Source organism: Hydrogenovibrio sp. JE_KL2 (assembly GCF_009296185.1).
Taxonomy (GTDB): domain Bacteria; phylum Pseudomonadota; class Gammaproteobacteria; order Thiomicrospirales; family Thiomicrospiraceae; genus Hydrogenovibrio.
The window spans coordinates 450,018-467,629 of the sequence record NZ_WBJR01000001.1; the positions used below are offsets into that span (position 1 = coordinate 450,018).

General features: G+C 45.4%; 18 protein-coding genes. 10 read left to right on the top strand and 8 right to left on the bottom strand.

All coding sequences use genetic code 11. The annotated features are described in order from the left end of the window. Positions 1 to 2: 2 nt before the first annotated feature. A complete protein-coding gene (locus F8R13_RS02150) occupies positions 3 to 764 on the top strand; it encodes a universal stress protein (RefSeq protein ID WP_152831681.1) in 762 nt (253 codons plus the stop codon). 17 nt (positions 765 to 781) lie between these two features. Further along, a complete protein-coding gene (locus F8R13_RS02155) occupies positions 782 to 3,463 on the top strand; it encodes a cation-transporting P-type ATPase (RefSeq protein WP_152831682.1) in 2,682 nt (893 codons plus the stop codon). Between the two features lie 7 nt (positions 3,464 to 3,470). On the opposite strand, the gene F8R13_RS02160 is transcribed toward F8R13_RS02155, so the two are convergent. Continuing rightward, complete coding sequence (locus F8R13_RS02160) at positions 3,471 to 4,394, bottom strand: DMT family transporter (RefSeq protein ID WP_152831683.1); 924 nt, start codon at positions 4,392 to 4,394, stop codon at positions 3,471 to 3,473. 204 nt (positions 4,395 to 4,598) lie between these two features. Between F8R13_RS02160 and F8R13_RS02165 the strand changes: the two genes are divergently transcribed. The 5 genes from F8R13_RS02165 (at position 4,599) to F8R13_RS02185 (ending at position 8,771) form a co-directional block, all read left to right on the top strand. Further along, entirely contained in the window at positions 4,599 to 5,522 is a 924-nt protein-coding gene (locus F8R13_RS02165; RefSeq protein WP_152831684.1) for a DUF808 domain-containing protein, read from the top strand. A 371-nt stretch (positions 5,523 to 5,893) separates the two neighbouring features. Continuing rightward, entirely contained in the window at positions 5,894 to 6,775 is an 882-nt protein-coding gene (locus F8R13_RS02170; RefSeq protein ID WP_152831685.1) for a DMT family transporter, read from the top strand. A 33-nt stretch (positions 6,776 to 6,808) separates the two neighbouring features. Continuing rightward, on the top strand, positions 6,809 to 7,405 hold the full coding sequence (locus tag F8R13_RS02175) for a TetR/AcrR family transcriptional regulator (RefSeq protein WP_152831686.1): 597 nt from the start codon (positions 6,809 to 6,811) through the stop codon (positions 7,403 to 7,405). A 100-nt stretch (positions 7,406 to 7,505) separates the two neighbouring features. Beyond that, entirely contained in the window at positions 7,506 to 8,033 is a 528-nt protein-coding gene (locus F8R13_RS02180) for a carboxymuconolactone decarboxylase family protein (RefSeq protein WP_152831687.1), read from the top strand. A gap of 210 nt (positions 8,034 to 8,243) precedes the next feature. Then, positions 8,244 to 8,771, top strand: coding sequence for a carboxymuconolactone decarboxylase family protein (locus F8R13_RS02185; protein WP_152831688.1), 528 nt, complete (start codon positions 8,244 to 8,246; stop codon positions 8,769 to 8,771). A gap of 57 nt (positions 8,772 to 8,828) precedes the next feature. Here the strand turns inward: F8R13_RS02185 and F8R13_RS02190 are convergent, their stop codons facing one another. Genes F8R13_RS02190 through F8R13_RS02200 form a run of 3 tightly spaced genes read right to left on the bottom strand, consistent with a single transcriptional unit; the run spans position 8,829 to position 11,785 of the window. After that, the gene (locus tag F8R13_RS02190) at positions 8,829 to 9,137 is read right to left on the bottom strand and encodes a cytochrome c (RefSeq protein WP_152831689.1); all 309 of its coding nucleotides are present in this window, start codon (positions 9,135 to 9,137) and stop codon (positions 8,829 to 8,831) included. Positions 9,138 to 9,161: 24 nt separating this feature from the next. Beyond that, positions 9,162 to 10,397, bottom strand: a complete 1,236-nt coding sequence (locus F8R13_RS02195) for a hypothetical protein (RefSeq protein WP_152831690.1) — start codon at positions 10,395 to 10,397, stop codon at positions 9,162 to 9,164. Between the two features lie 2 nt (positions 10,398 to 10,399). After that, the gene (locus tag F8R13_RS02200; protein ID WP_152831691.1) at positions 10,400 to 11,785 is read right to left on the bottom strand and encodes a cytochrome c; all 1,386 of its coding nucleotides are present in this window, start codon (positions 11,783 to 11,785) and stop codon (positions 10,400 to 10,402) included. 258 nt (positions 11,786 to 12,043) lie between these two features. Between F8R13_RS02200 and F8R13_RS02205 the strand changes: the two genes are divergently transcribed. Beyond that, complete coding sequence (locus tag F8R13_RS02205; protein ID WP_172967669.1) at positions 12,044 to 13,357, top strand: sensor histidine kinase KdpD; 1,314 nt, start codon at positions 12,044 to 12,046, stop codon at positions 13,355 to 13,357. Then, positions 13,350 to 13,922, top strand: a complete 573-nt coding sequence (locus F8R13_RS02210; protein ID WP_216642577.1) for a response regulator — start codon at positions 13,350 to 13,352, stop codon at positions 13,920 to 13,922. The genes F8R13_RS02205 and F8R13_RS02210 overlap by 8 nt, the downstream gene beginning before the upstream one ends. A gap of 75 nt (positions 13,923 to 13,997) precedes the next feature. Here the strand turns inward: F8R13_RS02210 and F8R13_RS02215 are convergent, their stop codons facing one another. The 4 genes from F8R13_RS02215 to F8R13_RS11435 all read right to left on the bottom strand — a co-directional run bounded on the left by F8R13_RS02215 (position 13,998) and on the right by F8R13_RS11435 (position 15,972). Continuing rightward, a complete protein-coding gene (locus tag F8R13_RS02215) occupies positions 13,998 to 14,258 on the bottom strand; it encodes a hypothetical protein (RefSeq protein WP_172967670.1) in 261 nt (86 codons plus the stop codon). Between the two features lie 176 nt (positions 14,259 to 14,434). Beyond that, entirely contained in the window at positions 14,435 to 14,926 is a 492-nt protein-coding gene (locus tag F8R13_RS02220) for a DinB family protein (protein WP_152831694.1), read from the bottom strand. A gap of 31 nt (positions 14,927 to 14,957) precedes the next feature. Continuing rightward, positions 14,958 to 15,812, bottom strand: coding sequence for a branched-chain-amino-acid transaminase (gene ilvE / locus F8R13_RS02225; RefSeq protein WP_152831695.1), 855 nt, complete (start codon positions 15,810 to 15,812; stop codon positions 14,958 to 14,960). A 22-nt stretch (positions 15,813 to 15,834) separates the two neighbouring features. Continuing rightward, on the bottom strand, positions 15,835 to 15,972 hold the full coding sequence (locus tag F8R13_RS11435) for a hypothetical protein (protein WP_172967671.1): 138 nt from the start codon (positions 15,970 to 15,972) through the stop codon (positions 15,835 to 15,837). Positions 15,973 to 16,127: 155 nt separating this feature from the next. Between F8R13_RS11435 and F8R13_RS02230 the strand changes: the two genes are divergently transcribed. Then, positions 16,128 to 17,594, top strand: coding sequence for a PLP-dependent aminotransferase family protein (locus F8R13_RS02230; RefSeq protein WP_152831696.1), 1,467 nt, complete (start codon positions 16,128 to 16,130; stop codon positions 17,592 to 17,594). The last annotated feature ends 18 nt before the right edge of the window (positions 17,595 to 17,612 follow it).

Below are 17,612 nucleotides of genomic sequence, written 5' to 3' on the forward strand. Positions count from 1 at the left end.
CTATGCGCATTGTGTCTTTGGTAAACGGTTCTCTATTGTCCGAAGCGGCGAGTTTCTATGCCATCGCCTATGCCAAGGCAATCAAACTCCCCTTGAGTTTCTTGTTTATAGACAATGGCAAAGAGTCGTTGGAAAAGCTCGAATCCTCCATTGCCACACTGGAAGAAATCGCCGAAGCCAATGGTGTTAAAACCGAAGCGGTCATGCTGGAAGGAGATGTTATTAGTCAGCTTCAGCATTATGCCAAACTCTATTCTATTGATACATTGTTTTGTGCCACTCGCAAACTGTCCAACTCCCATTCATTCAGTGACAAAATCGTCAGAGCCGGTTTGGAAACCGACATCGCCGTCGTGAAGGTGAAGAACGTACCTCAGGTGCGTGCTTATCAACGTGTTTTGTTGGTATCCGGCGAGCGCATCAACCCGCACGCTTATTTGCTGTGGTTAGGTTTGGTGATGGGGAATGAAGCCAAAGGCAAGTTGTATCTGCAAAACAGTCATTCGGCACAAAATGCCTCAACCAAGTCCGGCTTGAAATACGAATCACAACCCTTTATGCAAATCGCCAATATGTTGAATCAAGACGTGGATGTGGTGCAGGTGCTGCAACCGATTAGCCCGGAACGTATCAATAACTATCTGGTGGAGAACGATTACGATCTGGCGGCTTACACTGCGTCGGACTATTCACAAAAACTGTTGAACCAAGTGACGGATGACTCCAGTATCAACAGTATTCTGTTCTATCCTTGGCAAATATAAGCTGAGGAGTCGTCTGAATGCTTTTTCAACAACCTAAGGCTCAAATCCTAAGAACCTTACAAACCACCGAATCCGGTCTTACCAAGCACGAAGTTTCCAAGCGACTCGAGTCTTTTGGTCTCAATCAAATCAGTCAAAAAAAGAAAAAAGACTATCGTATTGAGTATTTGAAAGAGTATGTCTCGTTTTTCCCGATTCTGTTGGAGATCGCTGGGGTATTGGCGTTAGTTGCAGACCACTTTCAGCCGGGAGAAGGTAATAATATTCTTGCCTATGCCATTTTCACCGCGGTATTCCTGAATGCCACCTTTACCTTTTGGCAAAAATTCAAAGCCGATAAGGCAATGGAAGCCTTACTCAAACTCATTAAGTCCGAAGCCAATGTGTTAAGAGACGGCGACTGGAAGGTAATAGATGCCGTTGAAGTGGTGCCCGGTGATATCCTGCGTTTGGAGGAGGGGGAGAAAGTTGCCGCAGACGGCATCTTATTGGAAGCCAATGATCTCTATTTGAACCTTTCGGTGTTGAACGGTGAGTCAACTCCCTCTGAGCGTTTGATTACGGCCGGAGATGCCAAACGTGAGCTGGATGCGAAAAATATGGTGTTTGCCGGTTCTGCAGTGAGCAATGGTAATGGTCTGGCAGTGGTGACAGCCACGGGCGATGCCACTGAGTTTGGGAAGATCGCGCGCATGACGGCTGAAGTCGCCATTACCGAAACGCCAATAGAAAAAGAAATCAAACACATGACCACCATCCTGACCTTATTGGCGTTGGCTGCCGGTTTGGTGTTTTTCCTCCTTGGATGGTTCTCAGACCGAGGGCTGCTGATTTCCGCGATTTTTGCCTTGTCTTTGATTGTCGCTAACGTTCCGGAAGGGCTGTTGCCAACCATTACCCTATCCTTGTCGTTAGCCTCGCAACGGATGGCGAAACGCCATGCACTGATTAAAAACCTCAACTCAGTGGAGACACTTGGCTCTGCAACGGTCATTTGTACCGACAAAACTGGAACACTCACGCAAAACGAAATGACGGTGAAAACCGTTTATCTCGCCGACGGTAGCGAAGTTTCGGTATCTGGAAATGGTTACTTCCAATCGGGTGAGATGACGTTCGATACCAAGGTTTCCGAAGACAGTGAACAACACCTCAAACAATTATTGACTGCCGCCGCACTCAATACTCACGCTACCGTCAATGTCGGGCAGCGTAGTGCCATCGGAGATCCGACTGAGTTAGCCCTTGTGGTTGCCGCTAATAAGATGGGGGCAGTGCCCGAAATGGAAAAACTCAAGGAGTACGCCTTTTCCTCAGAGCGTAAAATGATGTCGACATTGGTGGCGGTTAATGGCGAACAGCAGCTTTTTGTAAAAGGGGCGATGGAGAGCGTACTGCCACTTTGCAAGTATGAACAAGATGGCGCAGTGATTCCGCTAACCCAAGAAACCATCGAGCGCATTGAGGCGAAAAACCACTTGCTGGCAGAGCAATCCTATCGGGTATTGGCTATCGCCATGAAGTCGGGTGATGGAGAAGAAGACCTCATTTTCCTTGGTTTGGTAGGGATTATCGATCCACCGCGAGCAGGGGTGAAAGAAGCGATTGAGCAATGTTACTCCGCCAGAATCCGCATTATGATGATTACCGGCGACAATCCGGTCACTGCCAGCGCGATAGCACATCAAATCGGGCTGAATGTCGACGAGGTGATTACCGGACCTGAATTGGAACATCTCTCCAATAAAACTTTGCAGCAGAAACTACGCCATAAACATATGTTGTTCGCGCGTATGGCATCCGCCCAAAAGCTACGCATTGCCGAACTGTTGCAGGCAAATGGTGAAGTGGTCGCCATGACGGGAGATGGCGTTAACGATTCTCCTGCATTGAAACAGGCGGACATAGGCATTGCTATGGGCTCGGGCACGGATGTCGCCAAAGAGGCGGGTGACATGATTCTATTGGACGATAATTTCAAATCTATCGTGTCGGCAGTGGAAGAAGGGCGTACGGTCTATTTCAATATCAAAAAACTCACCACCTACATTCTCAGCTCGAATGTGCCGGAAATTGTGCCTTATGTATTGCAGTTTTTCCTGAAAATTCCCATGCCGTTATCAGTAATCCAGATTCTATTGATCGACTTGGGGACGGATCAGTTGCCCGGTTTAGGGTTAGGGGCGGAAAGACCGGAGAAACATATCATGCAGCGTCCCCCTATTGGACGTAACGAGAAGATTCTGGACTGGGAGGTTTTCAAACGCGGCTATTTCATGTCGGGGATGTTTGAAGGCGCGGCGGCGATGTTTGCATTCTTGGGCTTTTTGTTTCTCAACGGTTGGACTTATGGTGATTTGAATATCGATAACGAATTTCACCGCCAAGCCATGACCATGACTTTGCTGGGAGCGATTACTTGTCAGATGGCAAACGTCTTCACGCTGCGTTCCTGGGAAGACTCCATGTGGAATCTGACTCGTACCAATAAGATGATTTGGTTTGGGGTGATGATGGAAGGCGTGTTTATTCTGTTGATACTCTACGTACCGGCAGTGCAAACCGTATTCAATACCGCCACGGTTCCTCTGGAAGACCTATGGTTATTGATTCCATTTCCGATATTACTGCTGCTGAATCACGAGTGGTACAAGGCACGGCAAAAAGCCAAGTGGCAACAACGTTTCCAACACGCCTAGGGGGGACTTAAGCGTTTTTCAATGTCGCTTTGCGGTGTTGGTGTCTACCCATCAATACCAGCGCCAGACCGCCCAACATCAATAGCGAGGCAATCCAGAAACGTAAAGTCAAAGGCTCATCAATCAGCCAAGTGGCGCCGAAAGCGGCAATCAGCGGCATGAGTAGTTGTGATCCGGATGCCAAGCTGGACGACAGGTGTGGTAAGGCGGTATACCAAAGAATATAGCCTAACCCAGAAGTGACAGCACCGGAGATAACCGCTAGCAGCACACCATATTGCGTCAGGTAAACATGGTCTTCAAACAACATCGCTAACAAGCTCGCAACGGCAATCATCGGCAAGGTACGGTAGAAGTTATAGGCGGTGTCGGACATCGGGTTTTTAGATTTGCGTCCATTCAAGCTATATAACGCCCAGCTATAGGCGGAAATAAACACCATCACCAAGCCCCACCAAGAAGGGGTAGTCAGTTTCGGGTACATTAAATAAGCTAAGCCTGCCAGCGCCAGTGCAACGCCAATCCACTCGGCGCCATGCAGTTTGTCACCCGCGCGTACGGCATAGCCCAGCATCGTTAACTGCACAATAGCCGCCAATATCAAAGAACCTGTCGCAGTGGTGACAGCGACATAGCTGAATGAGAAAGCGATGGCATAGGCAAATAGCATAAAAGCGGCTTTCCAGCTTCCTTTTGATACGGTGGTCGCCATGGCATCTGGCATGGCAAGATGGTGTGACTTTCGCCAAGCGAACCAGCTCATGACGATAAACAACATCACCGCGCCAGAACCTAACCGCAAGCTGGTAAAGCTAACGGGATCGATCCATTTGTCATCCAATGCCCAGCGGCAAATCACCGCATTGGCGGCAAAAGCGGTGATGGACAGTAGTGTGAAGAGGGCGGTTTTAATAAACAGGGCACGTGTCATAAGATTGGATCATCAAACAAGAAAATAATCTGCTTATTCTAGTGGAAGCGTCATTAGAAACAAGATGACGCGAAAAATAAAACTCATGGTTGCCAGTCTGTTTTTATCTTTTGATCTTTTGATCTTTTTATCTTACCCCCCCAACCTGGCAGATTTTGTCGGGAATCAGTTACACTGTGCATAAGCATTCGCAGAGGATTAAAAATGTCAGCAGGACTTTTGGTTTTATTGGATGACATCGCCAGTTTGTTGGATGATGTTGCGGTTTACTCGAAAATAGCCGCCAAGAAAACAGCCGGTGTACTTGGCGATGACTTGGCGGTCAATGCGCAACAGGTGTCCGGGGTGGCGGCAGAGCGGGAGCTGCCGATTATCTGGGCAGTGGCAAAAGGCTCACTGCTCAATAAAGTGATCCTCGTGCCTTCGGCTTTATTAATCAGTGCGTTGATGCCTTGGTTGATTCCTATCGTTCTCATCATAGGCGGCGCCTACCTTTGTTATGAAGGCTTTGAAAAGCTATTGCACGATTGGCAACATCGCAAACAGAAAAAACAAAAAGAACCGCAAGAGTCCATGTTCCCTAAGTTCTCCAAAAAGACCTCTGCGGAATGGGAAAAAGCCAAAATCCGTGGTGCGATCCGCACCGATTTTATTTTGTCGATTGAAATCATTGTCATCGTACTCGGCACGGTGCAGGATGCCGGTTTTATCTATCAAGCACTGGTGGTTTCTTTAATAGCCTTTGCCGTCACTTTAGGGGTTTATGCCGTGGTGGCATTGATTGTCCGGCTGGATGATATTGGCTTTGCCATGCTGCAATCGGAAGCGAAGGGTAGCCTTCAAAAACTATGGCATGTCATCGGTAGAAGTTTGGTGGTCGCCGCTCCAAAGGTGATTAAAGCCTTAGGGGTAATCGGCATGGTGGCGATGTTTTTAGTAGGCGGCGGTATTTTGGTTCACCACTTGGCATTTTTGCACCATTGGTATGAGCTATTGGCGGTAAACAGTCATTGGGTGACAATCGTTTACGAACTGTTATTTACCCTAGTCATTGGTTTGATATTGGGAGCGATCGTTGTTGCGGCGGTTAAAGGGATGACGGCAATCTTTAAGCCCAAACCACAATAATTGCCATCAAGCTGAAGCCCCGCTGGCAATCAAGAACACTTTGTACCATTGAAAGTGTCGCTTTTTGCAAAGCTCTCTCACTTAATGCCGCTGTTTTCCTTTTTTCCACCGACAGCAAAATGAATTTTTTATTTAAATTCATTTTCTCAGTATTGTTGTAAGTGTAATGTATGCTACACTATTTTTCCGAGATTACTTTTCCTGCTGTACACCATCTGTACCAATGCAATAGCGTCCATTTCCCGGACACATCTCATTAACACTTTGCTGTTTGTTCTGGCTGTAGAAGGTTGGTTCCTCGGAAAGATTTTGCTTTGAAGCAAAGATACTTGATAACGCCGTTTGTTTTCACACCATTTTGAGAGGTTTGTATGTCTGCCACCCGTGTTGCTTTTCGCCCATTACTCGCGTTGTTTTTGCTTGGATTGCTATGGGGGTATAACTGGGTGGTGATGAAGGGCGGTTTGTCAGACATCGCAACGCTCTGGTTTGGCGCCATTCGAACCATTGTTCCTGCCTTATTTTTGATTCTGCTATTACCCATCATGGGTAAACCCATTGCGCCGCCGCCACTTAAATTTGCTTTACCGCTTGGGGTGTTGCAAACCGCCGGGTTTGTCGGATTCATGATGTGGGCGTTGAAAAGCGGGGCAGCAGGGGAAACGGCTGTTCTGGTTTTCACCATGCCGCTTTGGCTGACGTTAATGGCGCATTTGTTCTTACATGATCACCTTTCCCGATTACAGTGGATGGCACTGGGCGTGGCGGCTATTGGGTTGTTCCTGATGATTGCGCCCTGGGAAGGTCACTTGGCAATGGCATCTAGCCTACTGGCCGTTTTGTCTGGTTTGACTTGGGCGGGCGGTTCTATTTGGCAGAAGAAATACGGTCATCTCTACAAACTGGATATGATTAACGTTATTGCATGGCAAATGCTTTATGGTGGCATTGTTATCTTAATTGCTGCAATGTTATTTGACCCTTGGCACTTTAATTGGAATCTTCACTTAGGTTGGGTGCTTTTCTACAACCTGATTCCCGCAGGTGCATTGGGTTGGTTGCTTTGGTTCTATGCATTGCACAACCTACCTACAAAGGTTGCGGGGTTTGGTTCATTGTTGATTCCGACCATTGGTGTATTGAGCGCATGGGTTCAGTTGGGTGAGCGACCAAATCAATTTGAGATGTTTGGAATCCTGTTTATTATGGCGGCTTTGGTGATGATTCTCTGGCCGAAGAAAATAAATTCTTGACAGAAACATACCGGTCGGTATGTAATAGAAAACATGAAACAAAATACATCAGATGACAGCCGTAAAAAATTACTGGATAGCGCATTTCAGGAAATCTATAAATGCGGGTTTCAGTCTGCGAGTCTTTCGTCGATTCTGTCTGAAACAGGATTAACCAAAGGGGCTTTGTATCATCACTTTCCAACCAAGAAAGATCTTGGGCTGGCGGTGATTGATGAGGTGATTTACCAAAGTATTAGAGATAGAATTTTTAATACCATCCAAAATGCCGAGTCGCCGCTAGAAGGGATATTGTCAGTCTTATCCGAGAGTAAAAACAGAAGTCAGCACCAGATAGATTTGGGCTGTCCTTTGAATAATCTGATTCAAGAAATGTCTCCTTTGGATAGTGACTTTAATACCCATTTGGTTAAAGTAGTCGAACGCTGGCAGGCAATTTATCAAGAAGCACTGGCGCAAAGCCAAAAACGTGGCGAAATCCGGCAGGATATTGATATCAAGGAAACCGCGCTGTTCATCTTTGCAGCCCGGCAGGGTTGTATTAGCGCATCAAAGACCATGCAGTCTTCAGAAGTGTTGGCGAGCTGTTTGGACAGATTGTATGACTATGTACTTAGTCTAAAGAATTGACTGAATAATCAGTCAAAACTAGGTGGCGGATTTCGCCATTTTTTTATCGCTTATAGCATACCGGTCGGTCGGTATTTTTTAATAGGTCAAGGAGTTAGTTATGTCTTTGTTAAATTTAGAAAGTGTTGAAAATGCAGAAGGACAAGTTGTAGACATTTACAACCAAATTCAGCAAATGTTCGGCAGTGTTCCCGATGGGTTTTTGCTTCACGCTATCAGCCCTGAGTTACTGAAAAATAATTGGGAAAACCATACTTATTATCTACAGCACTCGGCGTTGTCATCTCCTTTATTGGCGTTGATTCGTATGTTGGTCTCTAGAGATAATGCGTGTGATTATTGCATTGATTTGAATGCTGCCATGTTAATCAATACAGGGCAATTCACCCATGAGCAAATTGATGCGATTAAAGTTGATCCGGCTAATGCACCGATTAGTGAAAAGGATAAGGCGATGTTGTTGTTTGTTCTCAAAGCAACTCAAGATGCCAAATCAGTGACGGGGGAAGATGTGCAGCAACTGCGAGATCTAGGCTGGTCTGATAGGGATATTTATGATGCCACTGCACATGGTGCGAGAAATATAGCAATGGATGCGATCTTCAATACCTTTAAAATCGAATATTGATGTGAATCTTTACTTTTTTAAAGGTACCCTAATTTGCTAGGGGGCGGTTTTTTTGTTTTTAATCGGTTGCATGACTATGTTTCCGGTTTGAAAAACGACCAGTAATTTAGGTCGAAAAAGTGATGGCGAGTGTTCGCTATTTTTTTTGGAATTAAGTACATACCGGTCAGTCGGTATCTTATTTAATGTTTCACCTCTAAGGAGAGCAAAATGTCTTTATTAAGTTTGGTTACACCTGAAAATGCAACGGGTAGAGTTGCTGAAATCTACGATGAGGTCACTTGGACCTTCGGCAGTGTTCCAGAGGGCTTTCAGCTTCACAGTGTTAGCCCGGAATTGCTTGATGATAACTGGCGAAATATCAGTTACTTCATGGGACACAAAACACTGAGTTTTCCGTTATTGGCATTGATTCGGATGCTTGTTTCGCAAGACAATCAATGTAGTTACTGCATCGGTTTGAATGAAGTCTTATTGATTAACAAGGCGGGTTATACTCTTGAGCAAATTCAAGGTATTAAAGCCGATCCGTCAACTGCTCCGCTCAGTGATAAAGAGAAAGGAATGTTGTTGTTTGTGTTGAAAGCGACTCAGCATTCCAGAAGTATTACTGCTGAGGATATAGAGGCGTTAAAAACAATCGGTTGGACGGATAAAGATATTTACGATGGCTTAGTGCATGGTGCCCGTAATGTGGCGATGGATGTTATTTATAATGCCTTCCAGGTTGATGGCTAAACAGCATTGATTTTTTAACTAAAAAAAACCGCCATTTGGCGGTTTTTAAGTTTCTTCTTATTTCAAACTTGAATAGTAAGCACTGATATTGTCTATGTCTTGCGCACTAAGTGCTTTTGCCATAGGTACCATCATCAAGTCTTGTCTTTTTCCATCTTGATAAGCCTTCAGAGCAGCTTTTAAATATGCATCATTTTGCCCTGCAAGGTTAGGGTATTGCGGCAAAATGGCTTTACCTTGCTCACCATGGCAGGCAAAACAAAGCTTGGCTTTGAGTTTACCGGCTTGTATATCTCCCGCTTGTGCATTAAATGAAAATGCTGCAAAAGCCAAAACATAAAGTGAGTTGAGTAGATATTTTTTCATAAAAAATCCTTTGTTATTTTGTGTTTAAAGAGTGTTACTAACCCAAGTAAAAATGCCGACCATAAAAAATATTCCCACCCAGACAATCATGATGCCGATGGCTGAGTTGGCAAGTTTGTTAACCGTTGGTGAGGCTTCATAGACGCCTTGGGTTCTACCTGCTTTATAAATTGCAGTAAGAAAAAAGCCGCCAACCAAACCGCCAACACCGATAAAGGTGAGGAAAAACAAAGCAGTACTTGGAATATCTTCCATCACTTTATAAGTCTCTATGTCATATCCATAAGGCAGCATGTATTGCATGCGCAGTAGTTCTCGGAAAGTCGCTATCACAGCTGCCATAACGACGGTAACTGCCAATGCCTGGTAGCTGGTGACATGAGGCACTTTTTGCTGGCGTAGTGAAACGCCACACAGCAAAATAAGAATCGCAAAAATAGCTAATGCCAAGGGGCTAGAGAATGCATGAAAACTAGCGGGTAGATCCGCTAACCACCAAGTGAAAGTGACAATTTGAGCGACGACTCCAACAAGAATGATTTTGGTTCCTAGTCGATTAACAAATGTTAGATAGTCTGCTTCATAGTCCTCTCTAACGCGGTAGTAGTTAACATAGGCTTTCAGAAAAGCGCCTAGTACAGTTACACTCATGGCGATAAAGAATAAAAAGCGTCCAGCTTGCCATGCATGGATATGCGTGCCTGACATATCGACTTTCCCGTTCGGCGCATACCAGCTCATCCATTGATCCGGTAACAAGGCTTGATAGGAAAGTGCGTGCATGATGAAACCATCTAGAAGAAAAAATGCCAGTCCGATGATTCCCCACCAGACAACAGTGCCGGAAGCCCCTTGATGGTTTTTGAAATAAAAAGTGAACCAGCTTGAATAGCCTAGTATGAGTGTGAAAATAAACCCGATAGCCCATGCGCCGGACAAAATGTTGGAAGAATACCATTGCGGATCATAGATAACTTGCGTAAACAGCAGGGGAGCAACGCCCAGCACAATAAGCATACTGACGCTGACTTTAGCTGCTTTAGTCATCCCTATCGACAGACGTTCCCAGTGTGGGGTCTGTCGTTTAGCAAATGCATAAAGAGACAATCCGGCTGTTCCCAGCGCGATATTGACAAATAGTATGTGAAAAACCCAAGTGGCAATCATGAGAACCTGAAATACAATTGGGTGAGACGGTATACCAGCTGGGTCTCTGAGTACTTGCAAAGTCGTTGCAATGCTATGACTGTCTAGTTCCATATTTATTCTCCTTTGGTAGCAAGCGCAATGGTTTGCAGGTGCGATGATTTTTGTGAAAGAGAGGCAAGGTATTCCGCAACCAGTTCTTGTTCTTTATCGGGTAGTGGAATACGTGGCATATAAGGTACTAAGCCGTTATAAAGCGCGCCACTCAAGTAGGCTTTGATTTGTGCGACATCCGTTGAGCCATGCAGTTTTTGAATCATCGGTCTTAATCCGGTTGCTCCCATACTGTGGCAGTTGGCACACATAACTTTAGTGATAAATTCTCCGGCTTGTAAGCGGTTGGCTGCCGTTACATGGCGCAGGCTTTCCGGTACGAATGGATGGGTTGCCAAAATCCCTTTTTCAGCAATCAAAGGTAAGTTGGATTTAATTTGTTTACCAGGAACATCGCGCGCAATGGTTTGGTTGGAATAGATATACTGTCCCGCCACATAAGGCTTTCTTATTGATTCACGAGAGCGTTCTTCCGGCCAAAGCCCTGCAATAGCAATAATGGCAGTCATAGCAATGGCAAAGCCTTGTTTTAGCTGCATGGGTTTCCAGGCTGTCCAAGAAAAATACACCAGTGTTGCACCCAGAACGGCAAACAAAGTGGGAGCAATGTAGCCAGGTAGCTGCGTCTGCATGATAATTTTTGCATTGGACGGTAGTGTTTGCACATACCACATCCACATAATCATGCCTAGAAACACGCCTGCTAAGCCCATTTTAGATAAAAAACGGGTGATTTCGATGCGCACGTTTTTGTCTTTCATGGTGGCTGCAAGAATACCTCCGACAGCGCCAGCTATGGCAAACATAAAGGCAGTTCTTAACCCAAGGTGTGCAAAAAAGTTCAGGTTGAAAAAGGCATCAAGTGTCGACCCTGTGTCGTACCAAGACTTGTTTCCAGGCCACATCATAAAGGATAAAATACCCACTATGAGTAGCATCGTTGCCCAAGAAGCTAGTGCAAATACCCAGGTTAACTTGAGGTGAGTACGGGGGTCGATTTTGCCGATCAGATAAACCAAGGCATAAACCCCAATAACCTCTACGGTAAAGTAAACCCATTCGGCTGCCCAGACCCAAACAAAGTTATGGATCAACCCGCCAACGCCTCTGGGAGAGGCTACCGTGATGGCATACCAAATACCTGGACCAGTAATAGAACCGATGATGTAGGAAAATACCAATAGAAATACGCCGTACTTCTTAATGTATTCCATGAGTTCCGGCTTGTTTTCGGTGACGGATTTGGTCTCAATTAAGGCAAATAGCCAAGAGGCACCTACTGATGTATGGGACGCCAATACATGAATTGTGCCGATGATTCCCATTACCCAAGCTGTTCCGATGGTTGGAACATACCATGTGGGATATAGCCCAAGGGTGTCGAGCATAGTTTTTCTCCATTCTTATAAGTTAAAGCTTATGTGCTATAAAGTGTTTTTATAACAGTTTGTTTTTACTGGATTTTTTGTCCGGGTAACATCTTAAATAAAAATCAAACGCTAACTCTGCGACACAATGTCGCATGCGACAAAATACCGCAGAGCGAGAAAATGTTTAAAATAGTGAGCCTGATTTGATAAAACTAAAGAACAGACGTTTAACTGACTGGATTTGAGAGAAGAATGCCGCATCACCGAAAGAGAGCTATGACCCCTGAGTTGCGTTACTTGAGCAGTATGCTGATATTTTTGGCGCTCATCTGGTCTGTGACGTTGTCGTGGTTTTCTCTGTATTTAAAAATTCACTTTTCCGTGCCGCTTGTCGGGCTGTGGTTTGGCCTGATGTTGTTCACCTTAGGTTTCAGTTATTTCTTTACCTATTTACCTATACTGCAGCCTAGCGGAAAGCATCAGTTTAACTTTGCGTGGTTTGGGTTGCTGGTTTGGATCATGTTTCTGAATGCCGGATTGCTTTATGAAACAGGTGGCTCAATCAACCCATTAATCAACTTGCTCTTGTTGCCTTTAGCGTTGGGAATGTTGATACTCTCGCCGCAATACTTCATTGGCTTGGCGGTGATCTCAGCCTTCTTTTATTTGTTTGTAAGCAGTCATTACGTACCAATCATGTCGATGAAGGTACAGAGCCTACAGGCATTTTTCGCTTGGTACCTACATGGTTCTGTGCTGGTCTTCATGCTCTTGGTGTTGTTCTTGGCGCTGTTCATTCTGCCTTTGAAACAACGGCTGGAAAAACAAAAGGCTATTTTGGAGCGTCAGAAAAAACTGGCACTGCAAAACGAATATTTTATGTCTATCGCCGGGTTGGCATTGTCGTCGGTGCATCAGCTTAGTACGCCGCTCAATACTATGGCGCTGCTAACGGAGCTGATGAAAAACGAAGTTAGCACGCCGGAAGGCAAAGATTATATCGAGACCTTTTCCGAGCAGCTGGCGGTGTGTAACCGTGCCCTTGAGACGCTGAGAAACCGTGCTGATTACGCACAACAGACGCAGAGACACCCGGTTGCTTTGCCGATATTCCTGTCGGAGCTAAAACAGGAATTTGCGCTGATTCAACAACAAAGTGTTCTTAAAGTTCAGTTGGGCGAAGCCCTTAAACCCATGGAAAATTTTGTATTGCAAACCGACCCGAGTCTCAAGCTGGCGTTATTGAATTTGCTGGACAACGCGGCAAGATATAGTCGGGATTTTATTTTGATTACTTGGCAAGTTACGGATAACGCTTTGATTATCTCCATTCTCGACCATGGCGGCGGCGTGGCGGAATCTGAACTATCTTTGCTGGGCAAACAACCACAGGAGAACAGTCATGGATTGGGTATGGGCGTGTTCTTAAGCCGCATGATTATCGAGCGCTTTCACGGCAGATTGTCGTTCAGTAATTATGTGGACGAAGTCGATAACAAAACAGGAAATAAGACCGGTTTGAAAGCAGAGATTCAGTTACCCAAACAATTGATATTTTTGAAAGACCAACTTGAGGAAGGAAGTGAGTGAAATGGTAACTTCTCCGATTTTAATCGTCGATGATGATGAAACCTTTCTAAGAGTGCTACAGCAAGCTTTGAAGCACGCCGATGTTCCGGCAGTATCGGCACGGACACCGGATGATGCCTTGGCGGTTATCCGCGAACAAACGTTCGAATACGCCGTCTTGGATTTGAATATCGACGGGCATAGCGGACTCAATTTAATGAAAGAGCTTTTGCAGCTACAACCAGACTGTCAGGTGTTGATTTTGACCGGTTATGCCAGTGTCGCTTCCGCGGTGGAAGCCATGCGTTTGGGGGCGATGGATTATTTGTGTAAGCCGGCATCCGTATCGGACATTATCAAGGCATTAAAGTTAGAAGCCTCTGAAGAAACCGTGTTAGAGCAAAGTGATGCCGATAATGAGGCATCGGAAGACTTTCAACCCATGTCCGTCAAACGTTTGGAGTGGGAGCACATCCAAAAGGTGTTGGTCGAGCATGACGGTAATGTCAGTGCTACGGCACAAGCGCTAAACATGCACCGCCGAACCCTGCAAAGAAAGCTACAAAAACGCCCGGTAGAAAAGTAATGCCAAGGGAGGAGAGCCCTATATAAAAAGGCCCCGAAACGGGGCAAGGTTAGTATGACAGATAAGCTTAAAGTTTTATTCAAAACTGTAGGTGTCGTATACCTGACCATAGACGCGAGGTTTATCTGCACAGGCGTCCCATGACCAGCATAGTGCTTTGTTTTGGTACACTTCCGTGTACATTTTCTTTGAAGCTTCAATGGCATTGACTTTTTTGGCCAATTGCGTAATTTCTTCTTCACTACCATCAAAAGCCCAAGTATCGCCAGCAACACTTGCTTGTGACCAACCTAAGATTGCGGTCGCTGTAATTGCATAAACTGTATTTTTCATCATTACCTCTCAGGTAAATAATTATTCAAAATAAGAATATAAGTTAATTTTATAAGTTATTAACTTTATTAATATTAGAGTTTACTTATTTATTATTGAGGTGCAATGAAACTTTATGGCTAAAGTCTTGATAAATCATGACAGCGTTAATAAAAATCTACCAGGTTGGGGTAAGAGAGTTATTCAACCCAGAGAATATCGGTTTCACCGAAGTCATAGCCCAACTGACCAATCAGTGTTGAAACCTGTCCTCGGTGATGGGTTTGGTGCAGAAACAGGTGGGTGAGAACTTGCCCAAGGCTAAACGCCTGGGCGCTGTTGGTCATGATGCTGTGGTATGAAAGCACGCGATTCAAATCCGGCTCCTTGAGTTTGCCGATCAAAGTCATGATTCGCTCATCCGTGCGTTCTCGTTCGGCACGTAGTTCGTCAAAATCTTCATACAGGATCTCACGCAAACTGCTCACCGAAAAAGGTTGGTTTTCAATTCTGCCTAGCCAAACCTTATCGGTGAGCAGTAGATGGTTCAAGGTGCCGTGAATCGACTCAAAGAAAGCTTTCATATCGCGCTTGCGCTCTTCATCCGACAGGGTGGCACAGGCAGCATAAAACTGTTGATTCATTGCTTGATTGTAGTGCGCCTGCCATTGAAAGTTTTCAACCTGAGTCATCGGTGATTTCCTCTAAGTTTGCGTGCGAAATTTATGCATGCGTCATTTCGTAAAACGCCTGCTTCAATTTCAAAAACATAGGGCCGACAGCGTGTTTAAGCTGGCGACCATCCACTTGTGATACGGGAATCAGTTCGGCTCCACTTCCTGTCAGAAAGGCTTCGTCTGCATTGTAAACATCATACAGAGTCATGGGTTTTTCTTCGACGGCAATATTTAACCTGATTGCCAATTCCATCACTGCATCCCTTGTGATGCCTTGTAAAGCACCGGCTTCGCAGGGTGGCGTTGCCAACACATCATGCTTGACGATAAACAGATTCGCCGCACTCGCTTCGGCAACTTGCCCGCTGTGATTCAACATCAAGGCATCGTCAGCACCCGCCTGATTCGCTTCCATTTTAGCCAAAATATTATTGATGTAATTCAGCGTTTTGATTTTCGGGTCAAGCACATCTAAAGGGGTACGGCGAACCGAAGCAGTAATCAATTTAGCACCATGCTGTTGGATGGCTGCATCTCCCATTTTCAGACCACGATACAGAATGAAAACATTTGGTGTGTCGCAATTTTTTGGGTCAAGTCCCAAGAAGCCTTCGCCGCGAGTGACCACCAGACGGATATAACCGCTGTCCATTTTATTGGCGGCAATCAAGGCTTCGCAAGCTTGTGTCAAAACATCAAGAGGGTAAGGAGTCGTCAGCTTCAATGCCTGTGCGGATTGCTGCAAACGAATCAAATGTTCACGCAGTCTAAAAGTGCGCGCCTGATAAACGCGCATGCCTTCAAATACGCCATCGCCATAAAGCAGACCATGATCCAACACAGAGATGCGTGCTTCGCCAACCGGTATAAGGTTTCCGTTAAACCAACAAAACTCTTCCATTTCCGTTCCTATTTTGAGTCAATCAATGAATGTTCCACCACCAGTTTTCACGCAGTGCGTAACTGATAGGCGGGCTTGGGTCGATAAATGCCTGCCAATAAAGAAATAGTAACAATGAAATGATGAATAACCACAACCCTGTTTTTTTCCAATGCGACATTGCATTTTTCCTTAAAAATCATAGAGATTTAGTCTAGTGGTCGTGCTATATTAAATACAGATTTAAAAAAATAAAATTTTTTCGGTACAGATTGTTTTTCTATAATTTTGTACCGGTATTTTTTAAACATTTTGTACTGGTATGTGGATGGTGTAATGAACCCTAAGCTTTCTAAACCGAATGAGAACACGGATTTTCTCTATCAAAAATTAGCGACTCAGCTTGCCCAACAGATTCGTGACGGACTTTATCAGCCCGGCGATAAACTCATGCCAGTTAGGCGGTTTGCCGAGAATCAGGGCGTGAGTATCGCCACGGTGGTGTCGGCATACTACCAACTTGAAGCCATGGGGTATGTTGAAGCGCGCCCTAAATCCGGCTTTTATGTCAAACGGCTTTATCAAGAACAAATTGACCGCCCTTCACAAAGTGAACCGGATGCCGTGCCGACTGTGGTGACAGGGCAGGAGATGGTGTTGCATCTGGTCAAAGCCACTAACAATCCTGACATGACGCAGTTCGGTGCCGCAGTGCCGGATGCGTCTTATCTACCAACCCAGTTGATTGCTCAAGCCGTCAGACAAGCCGCTAAGAAGGATGTTGCGGTATTGAACGACTATCTGTTTCCACCGGGTTTGCCGGAGTTGCGCAAGCAGATAGCACGGCGGATGGTGGGGAACGCCTGTGATGTGTCTGCCAAACAAATTGTGATTACCAATGGGTGTCAGGAAGCGATACGTCTGGCACTAAGGGCTTGTGCGGGGCCGGGAGATGTCATCGCTATTGAGTCGCCCACGTTTTACGGCTTATTGCAGGTGATTCACTCTTTACGTATGAAGGCGATAGAAATCCCCACCGACCCGGATACCGGCATGTCGATTGAGGCGCTTGAAATGGCGATAGACCAATGGCCGGTCAAAGCCTGTGTGTTGGTGCCGAGTTTTAGTAATCCATTGGGTTTAAGCATGCCGGATGATAAAAAACGTCGATTGGTTGAATTATTGTCAAAGCGGGAAATTCCGATTATTGAAGATGATGTTTACGGAGAAATTTCTCATGAAAGCCCAAGACCAAAACCACTGAAAGCGTTTGATAAGGGGGATTGGGTGATCTACTGTTCGTCTTTTTCCAAAACCTTGTCTCCGGGGTTGCGTGTCGGTTGGGTAGCGTCTAAACGCTACTACGACAAGTTGGAGTATTTCAAATATGTGTCCAATCTGGCAACGGCATCCGTCTCGCAACTGGCGGTCGCCGATATGCTTCAATCCGGCAAATATGATCGTTACCTGAGTAAAATCCATAGTCAGTATGCTTATGCCGTAGAGCGAATGACGGCTGCGATCGTCAAGTTGTTTCCCGCTGGTACGAAAGTAACGCGACCGAAAGGCGGTTTTGTATTGTGGATAGAATTACCCTTTAAGATTGATACCTTCGAGTTGGCGAATCGATTGATGCGCCATCAAATCAGCATCGCACCAGGGCGGATTTTCTCCACCACCGACAAGTACGATCACTTTTTTAGGGTTTCCTGTGCGGTGGACTGGAACCACGAAACCGATTTGGCATTGCTGAAAATCGTCAATGAAATTCAACTGATGCAAAGCGGCATGAGCGCCTCCTAATCTGGCAGAAAATCTGCC

Coding starts and splice junctions, on each gene's coding strand:
- F8R13_RS11435 (WP_172967671.1), bottom strand. CDS start 15,972: ATGTCGCATTGGAAAAAAACAGGGTTGTGGTTATTCATCATTTCATTG.
- F8R13_RS02175 (WP_152831686.1), top strand. CDS start 6,809: ATGAAACAAAATACATCAGATGACAGCCGTAAAAAATTACTGGATAGC.
- F8R13_RS02220 (WP_152831694.1), bottom strand. CDS start 14,926: ATGACTCAGGTTGAAAACTTTCAATGGCAGGCGCACTACAATCAAGCA.
- F8R13_RS02165 (WP_152831684.1), top strand. CDS start 4,599: ATGTCAGCAGGACTTTTGGTTTTATTGGATGACATCGCCAGTTTGTTG.
- F8R13_RS02230 (WP_152831696.1), top strand. CDS start 16,128: ATGAACCCTAAGCTTTCTAAACCGAATGAGAACACGGATTTTCTCTAT.
- F8R13_RS02195 (WP_152831690.1), bottom strand. CDS start 10,397: ATGGAACTAGACAGTCATAGCATTGCAACGACTTTGCAAGTACTCAGA.
- F8R13_RS02205 (WP_172967669.1), top strand. CDS start 12,044: ATGACCCCTGAGTTGCGTTACTTGAGCAGTATGCTGATATTTTTGGCG.
- F8R13_RS02150 (WP_152831681.1), top strand. CDS start 3: ATGCGCATTGTGTCTTTGGTAAACGGTTCTCTATTGTCCGAAGCGGCG.
- F8R13_RS02185 (WP_152831688.1), top strand. CDS start 8,244: ATGTCTTTATTAAGTTTGGTTACACCTGAAAATGCAACGGGTAGAGTT.
- F8R13_RS02155 (WP_152831682.1), top strand. CDS start 782: ATGCTTTTTCAACAACCTAAGGCTCAAATCCTAAGAACCTTACAAACC.
- F8R13_RS02190 (WP_152831689.1), bottom strand. CDS start 9,137: ATGAAAAAATATCTACTCAACTCACTTTATGTTTTGGCTTTTGCAGCA.
- F8R13_RS02170 (WP_152831685.1), top strand. CDS start 5,894: ATGTCTGCCACCCGTGTTGCTTTTCGCCCATTACTCGCGTTGTTTTTG.
- ilvE (WP_152831695.1), bottom strand. CDS start 15,812: ATGGAAGAGTTTTGTTGGTTTAACGGAAACCTTATACCGGTTGGCGAA.
- F8R13_RS02180 (WP_152831687.1), top strand. CDS start 7,506: ATGTCTTTGTTAAATTTAGAAAGTGTTGAAAATGCAGAAGGACAAGTT.
- F8R13_RS02160 (WP_152831683.1), bottom strand. CDS start 4,394: ATGACACGTGCCCTGTTTATTAAAACCGCCCTCTTCACACTACTGTCC.
- F8R13_RS02200 (WP_152831691.1), bottom strand. CDS start 11,785: ATGCTCGACACCCTTGGGCTATATCCCACATGGTATGTTCCAACCATC.
- F8R13_RS02215 (WP_172967670.1), bottom strand. CDS start 14,258: ATGATGAAAAATACAGTTTATGCAATTACAGCGACCGCAATCTTAGGT.